The 13,002-nt window shown below is 45.0% G+C and carries 8 protein-coding genes; 2 read left to right on the top strand and 6 right to left on the bottom strand.

All coding sequences use genetic code 11. From position 1 onward, the window contains the following. The 3 genes from AC3A8L_RS01760 to AC3A8L_RS01750 form a co-directional block, all read right to left on the bottom strand. Positions 1-1,295: monovalent cation/H+ antiporter subunit D (locus tag AC3A8L_RS01760; RefSeq protein WP_487960497.1), on the bottom strand; the 1,295-nt coding region annotated here is incomplete at its 3' end. After that, positions 1,295-1,660 carry a Na+/H+ antiporter subunit C gene (locus AC3A8L_RS01755; protein WP_487960496.1) on the bottom strand — a complete coding sequence of 122 codons (366 nt, stop codon included), beginning with the start codon at positions 1,658-1,660 and terminating at the stop codon, positions 1,295-1,297. The genes AC3A8L_RS01760 and AC3A8L_RS01755, both read right to left, overlap by 1 nt. Then, positions 1,660-4,455 carry a monovalent cation/H+ antiporter subunit A gene (locus AC3A8L_RS01750; protein ID WP_487960495.1) on the bottom strand — a complete coding sequence of 932 codons (2,796 nt, stop codon included), beginning with the start codon at positions 4,453-4,455 and terminating at the stop codon, positions 1,660-1,662. Before AC3A8L_RS01750 ends, AC3A8L_RS01755 begins: the two co-directional genes overlap by 1 nt. A gap of 797 nt (positions 4,456-5,252) precedes the next feature. On the opposite strand from AC3A8L_RS01750, the gene AC3A8L_RS01745 reads away from it, so the two are divergent. Then, on the top strand, positions 5,253-5,411 hold the full coding sequence (locus AC3A8L_RS01745; RefSeq protein WP_487960494.1) for a hypothetical protein: 159 nt from the start codon (positions 5,253-5,255) through the stop codon (positions 5,409-5,411). A 118-nt stretch (positions 5,412-5,529) separates the two neighbouring features. Here the strand turns inward: AC3A8L_RS01745 and AC3A8L_RS01740 are convergent, their stop codons facing one another. Further along, positions 5,530-7,644: a carbohydrate-binding protein gene (locus tag AC3A8L_RS01740; RefSeq protein WP_487960493.1), complete on the bottom strand. Its 2,115-nt coding sequence runs from the start codon at positions 7,642-7,644 to the stop codon at positions 5,530-5,532. A 527-nt stretch (positions 7,645-8,171) separates the two neighbouring features. Between AC3A8L_RS01740 and AC3A8L_RS01735 the strand changes: the two genes are divergently transcribed. Further along, entirely contained in the window at positions 8,172-8,537 is a 366-nt protein-coding gene (locus AC3A8L_RS01735; RefSeq protein ID WP_487960492.1) for a YajD family HNH nuclease, read from the top strand. Positions 8,538-8,963: 426 nt separating this feature from the next. On the opposite strand, the gene AC3A8L_RS01730 is transcribed toward AC3A8L_RS01735, so the two are convergent. Next, complete coding sequence (locus AC3A8L_RS01730; protein ID WP_487960491.1) at positions 8,964-9,629, bottom strand: spondin domain-containing protein; 666 nt, start codon at positions 9,627-9,629, stop codon at positions 8,964-8,966. Positions 9,630-10,055: 426 nt separating this feature from the next. Continuing rightward, positions 10,056-12,377: an EAL domain-containing protein gene (locus AC3A8L_RS01725; RefSeq protein ID WP_487960490.1), complete on the bottom strand. Its 2,322-nt coding sequence runs from the start codon at positions 12,375-12,377 to the stop codon at positions 10,056-10,058. Positions 12,378-13,002 lie beyond the last annotated feature (625 nt).

Raw genomic sequence — 13,002 nt, 5'->3', positions numbered from 1 at the left:
GCGCGGGATATTGCTACTAAGCACGCAAGGCTCGCCAATAGAATTACCGGCCAGACCCAAACGATTTCTTGCATGCCTTGAGCGGCTTGTAATATCAGTATTTTGCCGACAAAACCAGACAATGGCGGCAAACCTACAACGGTCAGTGCGGCAATAAAAAATACGATGCCAATGACTTTTGCGTGTTTCATTTCGCGGGCAATAACATAGCGATCTTCTGCTTTACCGCGTTGCTTGCTGATAATGTCAGCGAGTAAGAATAATGCGCCTGTAATTAAGGTGGAATGAATCAAATAGTAAAGCGCCGCAGCGGTTGCGGCTTCGCGCTGCATGGCAATACCCAGTAAGAGCGTGCCTACCGAGACAATTACTAAATTGGAGGTTGTTAACCGCAAGCTTGGGCTAGCAAGCACACCGATGGCGCCCACGGCTACAGTTAATAGTGCCAAGGGCCATAGCCAGGGTATGGCAATGCCGGCTAGATCTCCGGCATCTTCACCGAAGAGAGTCGTGTGTACGCGTAAAATACTATAAATCCCGACTTTAGTCATAATGGCAAATAATGCCGCTACCGGCGCACTAGCAGCCGCATAGGTTTTGGGTAGCCAGAAGTGTAAGGGTAATAAAGACGCTTTTAGCCCAAATACCACCAATAATAAAAGCCCCCCGGATTTCACAAGGGCTTGCTGGTGTTCGTTGAGCTGGCGTATTTTCCCGGCCATGTCCTCAATGTTCAGGGAGCCAAGAGTGCCGTATAAAATGCCGAGTGCAAATAAGAAAATACTCGAGCCCACAAGGTTCAATATCACGTAGTGAACATTGGCTTTGGTTTTTTGTTTGCCGCCGCCGTGCATTAATAGCGCGTAAGAGGCAATGAGTAGTACTTCAAAGAATACAAATAAGTTAAAAATATCGCCGGTTAAAAATGCGCCATTAACCCCCATTATTTGAAATAGAAATAGTGGGTGAAAATACATACCTTCTTTATCGTCACCTGCGCAGGCATAGAGTAATGCGCCCAGGCCTAGCACTGAGGTTAGTAATACCATCAGGGTAGATAGCCTGTCGGCAACCAAACTAATGCCGAAAGGCGGTTGCCACCCCCCCAGTATGTACATTTGCGTGCCTTGCTGATGACTGGTTAGTAGCAATAAGGCTGATGTAACGACAAGAATAACCATGGCCGAAACGGCAACAGCACGGTGCCGGATAATTGAATGACTTAACGGCGGCAGCAACATAAATACTGCCGCCAGCATCGGTATTAAAATAGGCAGAATAGGCAGGTGTTGCATTAACTATCTCTCCGGTCTAAAGCGCTTAATCTTTGTGGTTGTGTCGGGGGTTGCCCATCGACATGGTCATTGCCCTGATCAGCTCGGGAGCGCATAGCTAAAATCACAACAAAAGCAGTCATTGCAAAACCAATAACGATGGCGGTTAAAACCAGCGCTTGAGGTAATGGATCACTGTATTCGGCCGATTCCCCTAATACCACAGCGGCATTCAGCTTGAGCCGACCGCTGGCGAAAAGGAACAGGTTAACCGCGTAGGACAGTAAGGTTAACCCAATGACAACCGTAAAGGTTCGGCCTCTTAAAACGAGAAAAAATCCGCAAGTAGTCAGTATGCCAACACAGAGTGCGTAAATAGCTTCCATTAATTATTCTCCTGAGTTTCAAGGCGCTCGGTGCTGGTTAATCTGCCTAAATTGGCCAGTATCATCATTACTGCACCCACCACCGTAAGGTATACGCCTAAATCAAAAAGCATGGCGCTGGCAAGTTCGAATTTTCCAACCCAAGGTAGCTCGAAGTAATCGAACCAAGTGCTTAGGAATGGTTCGCCAAAAAGTAAACTCCCTAAGCCAGTTGCTGTTGCAATTAAAATTCCGCTGCCAATAACCCATTGGTAGTCGATATTGATACGTGGCTTTATCCATTGCACTCCGTGAGCTATGTATTGCTGAATGATGGCCACCGCCGTAATAAGGCCAGCAATAAAGCCACCGCCGGGCATATTATGGCCACGCAAGAAAATATAAGCCGATACCAGTAGCGCCAAAGGAAGAAGGCTCTGCGACACCATTTCAAGCATCATAGGCCGAGGGTCATTGCTCCAGGCGCGTCCTTTGTCATCGCGCGTTGACATGGATATGCGCATTTTGGCAATGACTTTAAAAATGCCCAGCGCGGCAATGCCTAAAACGATAATTTCGCCAAGTGTATCGAAGCCCCTGAAATCGACAAGAATGACATTAACCACATTTGTTCCGCCGCCACCGGTTTTGCTATTAGCGATAAAGAAGTCTGAGATAGTGTTTAACGGCGTAGTCAGCATGGTGTAACAGATGGTGCCTATTACGCAGCCTATGAGCCCGGATACTAGTAGGTCTACGCTTAGGCGCCGATTGGTCGATTCTTTTTGCGTACTTTGCGGTAAAAAGAATAACGCCAGTAGCAATAAAATAATGGTGGCTATCTCGACAGATAGTTGTGTAAGAGCCAAGTCGGGTGCCGAAAATAACGCAAATGCCAGCGAAACAAATAAGCCCACAACAGACAGAAATATGAGTGCAAGAAATCGCCTTCGGTGCCAGATTACGGTTGCGATTGCACTTAATACCATTAAAAAAGCACCGGTTATGGCGACACCATCAAATGGGATTAGCGACTGTGAGCCCACGTTTTGCGTTAAATCGATTAGCGGGTATGCCGCCATCACCAGTGTGGATAACAGCAGCATAAAAACATAGCGCTGCAGTGAGCCATTTTCTAAGGTTTTAATAATGCGCTGGCAGCCTCTGACTATCGATTGAACGATACCTTCGAAAATAAATTTCGCATCGGGTTGGTCGAAGTGCGACTGAAATTCAAACAGGTGGCGTCGGTTGTAATAAATGATAATGCCTCCCGCCATGGCTAAAAAGCTCATGAGTAGGGGGATGTTAAACCCGTGCCATATGGCCAAATTGTGAGCAGGTACCCCATGAGCTAATACCGCTAAAGACGCAATATTTAACAGATCTTCGATGACGAAGGCGGGAAGAATACCCACGAGTAAACAAAGTGCTACAAGAATTTCGACCGGTATCTTTACGTAACGAGGTGGCTCTTTTGGCGTTTTAGGTAGGCCTATCGGTTGCCCGTTAAAGAAAACATCGTGAATAAAGCGTAAAGAATAGGCGACAGAAAAGGCTGCGCCAATGGTGGCTAGCAAAGGGATTATCCATGAAAGAGATCCCAATATACTTTGATTCAGTGTTTCAGCAAAAAACATTTCCTTCGATAAGAATCCATTCAGTAAGGGCACGCCTGCCATCGATAGTGCCGCCACAATGGCTAAGGTAGCGGTATGGGGCATGTATTTCCAAAGCCCATTAAGCTTGCGCATATCGCGCGAGCCCGATTCGTGATCGATAATGCCCGCTGCCATAAATAGAGAGGCTTTAAAAATAGCATGGTTGATAATATGGAATACCGCCGCGACGGCGGCAAGGTCCGAGTTTAGCCCTAGCAGCAGTGTAATTAAGCCAAGGTGGCTAATCGTAGAGTAAGCCAGTAGACCCTTGAGATCGTGTTTAAATAGCGCAATGTATGCGCCGAGTAGTAGGGTGGTTAAGCCGGTTAGGCTGACGATTAGAAACCAAAGATCGGTACCGGCAAGGGCCGGGTAAAAACGCGCCATTAAGAAAATGCCGGCCTTCACCATCGTGGCGGAATGCAGGTAAGCACTAACGGGTGTGGGGGCTGCCATGGCATGCGGCAACCAAAAATGAAAAGGAAATTGCGCCGACTTTGTGAATGCCCCTAACAGTACGAGTATTAAGGCGATTGGATAGTAAGCATGCGCTCGAATGAGGTCGCCACTGGCCAATACGGTATCGAGATCATAACTGCCCACAATATTGCCAATCAGTAAGAGTCCGCCTAATAGCGCCAGCCCTCCAGCTCCCGTCACCGTGAGCGCCATTCTCGCGCCTTTTCGTGCTTCTGATTTGTGAGACCAAAAACTAATCAGTAAAAATGAGCTAATGCTTGTCAGTTCCCAGAACATCCATAGCTGAATCAAGTTGTTCGATATGACAATGCCGACCATGGCTGTCATAAAGAGGATAAGGTAGGCATAGAATCGCCCCATCGAATCCTTTGCCGAGAGGTAGTAGCGGGCATACAGAATCACCAGTAGCCCAATGCCAAGAATCAGTAATAAAAATAGCAGTGAAAGCCCGTCTAGCCGAAAGGCTAACTCTAGCCCTATTGCGGGAATCCACTCGATGGTTTGCCGAATGTCTTGACCATCAAATACGCCGCCCGCGTGCATAAGTACCAAGAGTAGTGAGCCGGCGGGTAATATTGCGGTGGTAAAAGCACAAGCATTGCGCCCGAAGCGCTCTGTAAACAAAGGGACTAGCGTGCCAAGAAGTGGCAAAAGTACGACCCATAGAAGGTTCATATGAGAGGGCGGCTCCAGATTTAAGGCGATCTGTTAAATAAATAGACGGGTTTGTCAGTGATGCTTTTGTGCTCGTCACTATACACTGTGTGCTGTTTTAGTATAAAAACAAAAAGCGCTTGCTGTGTGACGGGGTGTTTTTGTCTCTTTAATTTCGCCTGACAGCTAATTATGTTTAAGTGCTGCTGAAAAGCTATAAACTAAAGGCCTACTTATAGCATGGGTGTGTGGCTGGGCTATGCTCAAGTTGACTAGATATACTCTAGAGCAAGTTGGATAAGGCGGGAACATTCTGAGTGATTTTTATACTGTGATTTTAAGTCTAGAAACCGCAGTTAAGCCATCAAAGTCTACGAATGCCTTGGCGCGCCTGACGCGCGATAAAAATGATTCATCACCAATGAGGTGACAGATAACCGCTCCTGCGTAATTTGTATTCCCCCATCCATGGCAATGTCATTAACTTAGGGCGAATTTAAGCGGTAGGCGGTTATTTTTCAGGGCCCTCTCGCCCCGGGAGCGCGTGTGGAGCGCCCATGAATCGGTTCAAACGAGTCCAGAAAATTATCGGTTGCCGCTAAGTTAATGACATTACCACCCATGTGGTTTACTACACCTTTTGACTGCACGCAATGCACACCAAGGGAATACGTATCTTTTTGACTCTCAGCTACGGTTTCTCGGTTAAATGGTATGATTTCAATCGCTAAAAGTGTAGCGTTACCTGCAGAATTGGCATTTTGAGACTTATAAATGCAGCGAGTATTTAAATAAATAGAGTGAGGCGATAGTAGGGTATGAATATGAATCTTTGGTTTTTCTTAAGTGTTTGTGTTTTTATGGGGTTGAGTTTTGCGGCATTCGTTGTTCACCTACACTTTAAAAAGGAAATGAAAATCTTGGAAGTAGAGGCGCTTAAAATTAGCGCTGGTAATGCGGTACAAAGTAGTAAGTAAGCCTTGCTGGCCACTAATCGATGTTTAGAGGCAGCTTCGGCTATACACTTTGTATACTGTAAATATCAATAAAAAGGGGCTGCATTAATAATGCAGCCCCTTTTTATTGAATGGATAATTAAAAGTTTTTCACTAACTTGACGTTATCAATACCGATATTACTCGCAACGCCGCCGCCAACTTCTTCGTTAAGACCTAAGTTGAAAGTGACGCGTGCATCCGTATCTGTCGCTACAGGCATTGTGAAAGTGTATGAATGGTGAGTGCCGCCAGGATTTGTTGTTGCCGTTTTAACCGGTAAATACTGGGTGTAATCATTACCATTTTCTTCCACTACCACATTAATGCTAGCACCAACGGTTTTGCCGTAGGTTTCTGCATCAAAACTGAGTGTATAAGTGGCGCCTTGCTCAATGGTAATACCCGCTTGGTAGAGCTGAATGTGCCAATCTTGTGTCCCTTCGTTGGAGATTAGCGTACGCACATCGTCATAGCCGGTATTGAAGTTAAAGGCGGCAATGGCTGGGCTTTGTATGTAGGTTTGCCAGTTGAGTGAGCCTGCATCGAAGTCGCCATTGCTCACCAGGTTTATATTGCAGGTGTTGCATGAACCTAGAAGAAACTGTTCAATAATCTCTTTTCGCTCTGGGATGAATTGCGTTTTGAGCGCTGTTTTGACTTCAAAGTGTTCACGCGCATTGCCTCGGATTTCAAACCAGTTCAGATTCCAGCCACCGGCAGAAACCTGAATGGTGAGCTTTGTAGTGCCAGCAGGTACAGCTACATTCTGGTTGATTGTTACCCAGTTTTGCCAGCCCGAGGTGTTGGGTATGCTCACTGTATTACCCAGTGCTTGGTTGTTGCTACTCAGTTGCAGAGAGCCGCCACCATTTAAACTGGCTACACGATAGCTGATTTGATAAACATTGCTGTCGTTTAGCGGTAAATTGATGTCGTAGGTGACAAAGTCGCCTGCATCTAACCAGCCGACATTTTCTCCGCCGCCGGTATCTTGCGCGGTTTCAGTTTGAATACCGCTCATTACAATATAGTTTTCGGCCTCAATTTTCTCTGGGGTGCTTTCAAGTATTTTAAATAGGCTTAAAAACTCTGAATTTTGGCCTATCGATAAAAAGTCGATGGTGCCGCCGAGGTCGAGGCTGTGATTGTGGCAACCGCCACAGCTCAACACATTGACGCGCGCAATAATTTCATCTGGCGTTAACGCGCTATTTACGGCATTAAGCTGGGCTTGAATGTTTGCGGCGAAATTGCCATTGCTATCAAATGTACCGAGTACACCGCCGTCGATATCAGTATCGAAATCGTCTGAAAAGCTACTGCCCAACGCAAAAATATCGGGAAGGTCAATGCTTAATGTGCTAATCGTGCTTGCTAGTAAGGCGTCGCCGGGAGTGCTTATAGCGTTCAAAACAGCCTGTTTAAAGCTGCTGGCTAAAGGGTGGTTGCTGTCATCGCTTGCGAGAGGGGAGAAGGGTGTGTCTTTAGTTGTTGATTGTCGAATAACTAAACTACCTACTGTGGGTTCTGTGCGGAATTCAAATTGATTCCAGGTTGTTAATCGAGCATTGCGTTGATTAAGGCGTATTTGACCCGAACCGTTCTCGCCGCCAGCAAAGTGGTCTGCGTGAATGGCTGGTGCCATACCGTTAATGCCATTAAAGAAAAAGCCATGTATAGAAGCTGCATTTTGTGTTGCGCTGCTAATTTGGCTTAAGTCGGCCCAGAATTCTGCAATCGGCCGGCAGCCTTCAAGGCCTGCTTGTGGGTTTGGGTTGGGTAGCTGAGCTTCAAAAATCATGAAGTTCACTTGAAAGCCAAAGCCAATAATATCGGCAAAGGCAATTCGGTATTCACCACAATTACTGCCATCGGAAGCGGCTAAATCAAAGCGATTAGTGATTGCTATCGGAATGTAAGTGTCGATATCGCCCATATCGACGCCAGCACAAGCTACTGGAAAACCATTAAAGGTTCCGCCTAATCGATTCTGACAGCCAGGCCAGTTATCGAGGATATCCTGCGCTGATTGCTGCGTATCACCAGTGTCGTTGATAAGTTTTTCAACAACTTCTCTGGCGCTAAAGGTATTCAGTATTTCAGTGTCTGTAATGACGAGTGATTTACTCGTAGAGATTGCAGCATTCGAAACATTTGCGTGCAATGCAAGGCCTGCCAGTGAACATAGCAGTATTTGTGTTAGGGATTTCATTGATCTTCCTTTTAGGGTATGAGTCAGTCCTGCGAAGAGCTGATACGGGTCGCGATAGTCGCGGACCGCCATGCTATGGAGCAAAGATGACAGATACAATAAGGGCTGTGGGGTTGTTGGAATATATTACTTAATGGGTGCAATAAAAGAAGACGTATTAGTTGATGTATTTTTGCGCCTAATAAGTCTTGCTGCGAAGGGCGTGTATCGCCATTTAGGTCTGCTGCACTAATGTGTACCTTATTAAGGTGTGATGCGCATCACTATTCCTACTGGTTAACTGCCGAGAGTGAGGTTGTAAGTCGTTTGCGAAAGCGCCCTTTTTGCGGATGGCACCAGTTAATGTAGAGTCGAGTTGCTGAGAATATAGCTTTTGGTCTCTGTACTGGCTGTGGATGGGGGTTGAGGCTTGCCTCTATGGTCTTAAGGAAAGCTGTGGCGCCAGCTTTGCTGTCGTCACTATAGCTTTATTGTGGTGATGAAAAAAAGGTTATAGCATAGCCGGTGAATATTCATTAGGAACCGCTATGTCTACGCCTCCAACCAGTAAGCTTGACCGAATTCTAGCCGAGCAACGAGAATACATTGCTACGCGTGAGAAGGGGTACCGCGAACGCGCAATAAAAATGTATCCTTGGATCTGCGGACGATGCACCCGCGAGTTCACCAACAAAAACCTCCGAGAACTGACGGTTCATCATCGCGACCACAATCACGACAATAATCCTTCTGATGGTAGTAATTGGGAGTTACTGTGTGTGTATTGCCATGACGAGGAGCATACGAAATTCTCCAACCAAATTATATACGGCAGTCGAAAGTCGGGGGATATAGCGCCTGCTACTTTTAATCCATTTGCTGATTTAAAAGCGCAAATGGATAAAAAGAAGTAACTATTCAGCGGTGCACAAATAGGCCGGCAAAATGATCATTTTCTGGGCCGCTCAGGCCATCCTTGGGCGCTATGCAAGCGTTCCTGACGCTTGAATGCCCAGAAAATAATCAATTCGCCTTTTGGGTGAGTATTATTTCGACCCCACCTGAATAGTTACAAAAAGAATAAGTAGTTTGGGGCCCTTTGGTAGAATTGAATTTGCAAGTAATCGTCTTTACGATTCAAAGGTGTTTCTGTATTAATCCTATACCTGCTGAGTTATCTACTTAGTTGTCTGCTAAATAGTTGCCGCTAAATAGTTACAGGCTAATTTTTTAGCCTGTAACTATTACTTTTTTTAACTATCGCTTTGTGTAACGAAAGCAAAGATGTCGAAATCTAACATGAGTTGATTAAATATTGTTTCTTTACCCCTTGGGTGGGCTTACCACATTTTTTCTATGACGACTTTTGCGACTTTACCACGCCAATCATATTGGCTGGACTCTAAATCTCCAATGCCGTGAATTCCCGAACTGATATATACATAACCTTCGCCTTCATCCTCTGGCGAGAATGGTACGCCGCCACAGGTGGGGCCAGGTATACTTGAGCACATTTCATCGTTGGTTTCGGTGCCTGCATCATAGGCGCTGGCGAATACACTTTTTGTTCCGCGTGACGGTAAGTTTACGCCGTTAATAGCAACGATGGTGTCGTTGGTGGGTAAAAGCATTGCCGCGAAACTGAGTTTTCGGTATCTGTAGCTTGCATCTAGCATAAGTTCTACCGATTGCCCTGGCATTAATAAACCCTCTGAAGCGGTTGTTGTGCCAACAGAGTTACTGTTGCTGAGCTGTTCATTAAGCGGAGCGATGTTACCCCCCTCTGCAATCTGCCCTAACTCAGCGGATGCTGGCTCGCCCAGACTAAACAGTGAAACCTTAGATGAATGCGTGGCGGCCAAAATGGGTGTAAACGATTGTCCTTTGGTAATGTTTGTAATAGTTACTTTATATTGAGGGCTGCTATGGTAGTAGCGGTCTGCGTGAGCTGCTGAAACTGTGGAAAATATAAGGCTAGCCGCCAGGCTAATTGTTGAAAGCTTCATGATGAACTCCGTTGTTATTTGTGACATTGGGTGAGCTGTAATCCGATGAATTACAACGCTGCTGATAATATGGCAGGGGTATTTTGGAGTCTTAACGAAACTATCATTAATCTATCACGAAAGTTTAACAAGGCTTTTTATGTGACAAAAAGAAACTTAAGGTTCTTAGCTTTTCGTTGATACATTGAGGGGAAGGTAAGTTTGATCAAATAATGAGGCGTGCTGTTTTTCGGTCTACTTATCGATGGTAGATATTTATGTGACTTGATCCGCTATCATATTTTTAATATGCAGGACTGACTTAGACTTCCAGCTAGTCAATCTTTGTCAAGCCTAAATGTGACGGTATTTGAAAGGGAAGCAAGCCACTATTCATTAGTTGACCACATTATTGTCTACGGCACCTAAAGTATTGCCGTCTCGCCCTTAAGTCAGTTTTCGATGGGTTTCATAGTCTTTTAACCAACTAATGAATTTTTCTGAAACAATTGGGTGACAAAAATAGAAACCTTGAATGTGGTCGCATCCCATTTTGTGTAATAGATCTTGGGTAGCTTGATTCTCGACACCTTCGGCAACCACTTCTAGGCCGAGGTTGTGCCCCAGCTGTATGGTAGATTGTACAATAACTTGGTCGGCCTCTGATTGGTCAAGTTTTACAATAAAGCTCTTGTCAATTTTTAGCTCGTTAACCGGTAATTTTTTGAGCTTGCCGAGTGATGATTGCCCGATGCCGTAATCATCTACTGCGAGCTGAAAACCTACATCCTTTAATTCGGCTAGCCGTAATGCACCTTCGTGCTCATTTTCCATAAGATCGCGCTCTGTAATTTCGAGCGTGATAAACTTCGGCCTTATCTGGTTTAATTCGAGATGCCTAATTATCGAGTCGGTGAAGTCGGGATGAAGGATATCTTGTGCCGATATATTAATAGACACTTTTGTGAAGATTTGCTGATCGTGCCAATTTCGCATTTGTTGTATAACGGTTGCAATAACCCATTGGGTAATCTCAATAATTAAGCCGGCTTGTTCTGCCAAGCCGATAAAAAGCTCGGGCGAGACCCATTCACCGTTCGGTTTTTGCCAGCGTATTAAAGCCTCAACTTTCTCTACATTACCATTATTCAAGTTGAGTTTAGGCTGATATACCATAAACAATTGATCGCCTTGAATAAGCGCAATTTTTAGCTGCTCTATGATGTTAAGTCGTTCTAGGTGTGCTTCATCTTCTCCGGCTTTATAGCTTCTTATTCCGACCTTCTCGCGACGTCCTTCTTCCAGCGCAATAAGAGTTCGTCGCATAATACTTTTAGCGTCGCTGGCGTGTTCTGGGTAGCAGCAAGTCCCTAAGCTATAGGCCGTTGTAAGGGTTAGATCATCGACATTCATGGGCTTTGAGATCCAGTGGGTGAAAATGTCAACCGCACTATCAGTGTCGTACTCTTTTTCAATCGTGAGCAGTGAAATAAATTCATCACCGCCAAGGCGGGCATGGAGGGTCAGGCTAGGAAAGGAGAATTGACTGACTCTTTGCGCAACGGCTTTTAAGTAGCTGTCGCCCACTTGCGGCCCGAGGCTATCATTAATATTACGAAATCCTCGTAGGTTGTAGGCAATGATAATAAAGGGCTGATTTCGCTCTATGGCTTTTTCAATGCCGTTTAAGAAGGCGTTGCGATTGAGTAGTTGGGTGAGAGGGTCGTGTTGTGTATTAAAAGCGATTTGAATTTCACGTTGTCGAATTTCCTCACCCATATCGTTTAGCGCTAGGGATAATGCATCCACCTCGTAGCTGGCTTGGCTGTTGATATTGTGATTTGAGTAATCGCCAACGGCGAAGCGATTAGCCGTTTTTACTAAGTGCGCTAACGGAATAATAAGGCGATTGCCGAACCAAATGCTGGCAGTAATACCCAAGACTAGAATAACGGCTGTAATCCAGAGGACGGTGCTAATTAATTGGTCAAACTGTGAATGACTAGGGCGCAAGTCTGCGCTAATTACACCTTTTACATCATTGGTTCCAGCCAATAGCATGGGAATAATTTTGTTTCTATAGGTCGGCCTATTATGGTAAAAACCGCTTTTATATTGGCTGTTCAATACATTACTGAGTGTTTCATGATTTTCTTTTTCAAAAGTAGTTGCAAATACTTGGTGTGTACTTGAGTAAAAACTGATATCTAAACCGGTCAGCGATTTAATTTCTTTGACGGTATCAGAATTAATAATAAAACCTGCAACCGTGTAGGCCATTGTTCGTGGTGCTTTTACCGGTTGTAGTATTAATTGATAGAGGGTGTTATTGAGAACGACAAAGCGCGCTTTTCCTGGGTTATCAATAAGATCTTGTTGTGCGTAAATAAGATCTGTTAATGCATTAAAGGTTTGAGGGCTAACAGCGATTAAGTGGCCTTTGGTATCGGTAGTAATCATTAAGTCTGCATCAATGCGATGGCTTAAATTTTCCAACGCGCTGGATATTGAGATTTTATCATTGGTTGCAACGGAGGTTTTAAAGCCGTAGTCGGCGGTTAATATCGACAAAGAGGTAGATAAGAGCTGCTGTTTTTCTGACACATAGCGGTCCAACACCTTGGCTGCGCTGGCTATGGAGCTATCGATGGTTTGTTCTTTGTAGCTGTGACTAAACCACCAAAAGCTGGCGAGTATGCTGGCGCTCGTCACAACAATCAGTGTGACGCACAGGCTAATAACCTGATATTTAAGGGGATACAGTCGCATTGCTTTTAAATCGCTCTGAAAAAGTATCGCGCAGTGCGGGCGGATGTATTTTGAGTTTTAGTTGGCCTATCGCTTGGTTATTTGTTTGTATTGCCTGTGCTAATAAACGATAAGCTTGCATTCCCATACCTAAAAGCCCCGAATAAGCGGCATAATAATTTTAAATAAACGTCATCGGTTCTAACCCTATGGGTGGCGTACAAAGTATTTCATTGACGCTAAATATAGGTTGTTTGTTGATGATTAACTTTAGTATGGTTCTTGATTGGCTATTTATCAAAATATTAGCCATAAACTGGCGTGGGCATGGGAGGCCTAGGGTCATAGCTTACTGCTGAAGTATGGCTTAATATGTCTTGGCGTTATGATTGCTCGCCTGTTATAGCAAATACTATTAGCAATCGGTTCATAGCCCCTTTAAGCGGTTCCTCGATATTATGCTCCTGCCCTGATACGTTATCCTAATCCGTCACTTCCGTATGGCGGTGTAAGGGCCGAGGAAAAAATACTTTATCCAATAATACTTGCCTCCTACTTCCTCAGCTGCGTTGCCCAAAGCGTTACATGGCCCGGTAACTGCTCCACGACATAATGCTCCTGCAATGTCTAATAAGGGGCTCCTGCC

Source organism: Marinagarivorans sp. (assembly GCF_982758155.1).
Note: the sequence above shows the minus strand (reverse complement) of the source record. Positions and strands in the feature narration are given on the sequence as shown.

Excerpts from the sequence above, each read along its gene's own strand:
- AC3A8L_RS01735 (WP_487960492.1), top strand. The coding sequence starts at position 8,172 with ATGTCTACGCCTCCAACCAGTAAGCTTGACCGAATTCTAGCCGAGCAA.
- AC3A8L_RS01745 (WP_487960494.1), top strand. The coding sequence starts at position 5,253 with ATGAATATGAATCTTTGGTTTTTCTTAAGTGTTTGTGTTTTTATGGGG.
- AC3A8L_RS01740 (WP_487960493.1), bottom strand. The coding sequence starts at position 7,644 with ATGAAATCCCTAACACAAATACTGCTATGTTCACTGGCAGGCCTTGCA.
- AC3A8L_RS01725 (WP_487960490.1), bottom strand. The coding sequence starts at position 12,377 with ATGCGACTGTATCCCCTTAAATATCAGGTTATTAGCCTGTGCGTCACA.
- AC3A8L_RS01750 (WP_487960495.1), bottom strand. The coding sequence starts at position 4,455 with ATGAACCTTCTATGGGTCGTACTTTTGCCACTTCTTGGCACGCTAGTC.
- AC3A8L_RS01755 (WP_487960496.1), bottom strand. The coding sequence starts at position 1,660 with ATGGAAGCTATTTACGCACTCTGTGTTGGCATACTGACTACTTGCGGA.
- AC3A8L_RS01730 (WP_487960491.1), bottom strand. The coding sequence starts at position 9,629 with ATGAAGCTTTCAACAATTAGCCTGGCGGCTAGCCTTATATTTTCCACA.